At 37.5% G+C, this 312-nt stretch carries 1 pseudogene; it reads left to right on the top strand.

What is annotated here, in order from left to right:
- A pseudogene (locus WFK35_RS23080) lies at positions 1-312 on the top strand (serine hydrolase domain-containing protein); the annotation flags it as partial.

Below are 312 nucleotides of genomic sequence, written 5' to 3' on the forward strand. Positions count from 1 at the left end.
CATTCATTCCAACTCCAGAGATTTTGCAAAACTGGGACAATTATTTCTTAACGACGGAAAAGTTGGGGATAAGCAAATTTTAAATCCGGACTTCATCAATACAATGCGGACTCCGACTAAAAATTCTGAGGAAATTTACGGAATGGGATTCTGGATCAATCATGACCATCCTATAAAGCATTATAATTTTTTGGGACTTCAGGGACAATACATCATTATGATTCCGGAACATGATATGGTGATTGTAAGGACAGGAAGCTATAATAATCTTCCGAAAAACGACAGAGGAAGACCGGATCAGGTGAAATTTCT

The organism is Chryseobacterium sp. VD8 (genome assembly GCF_037149975.1).
GTDB lineage: Bacteria > Bacteroidota > Bacteroidia > Flavobacteriales > Weeksellaceae > Chryseobacterium > Chryseobacterium indicum.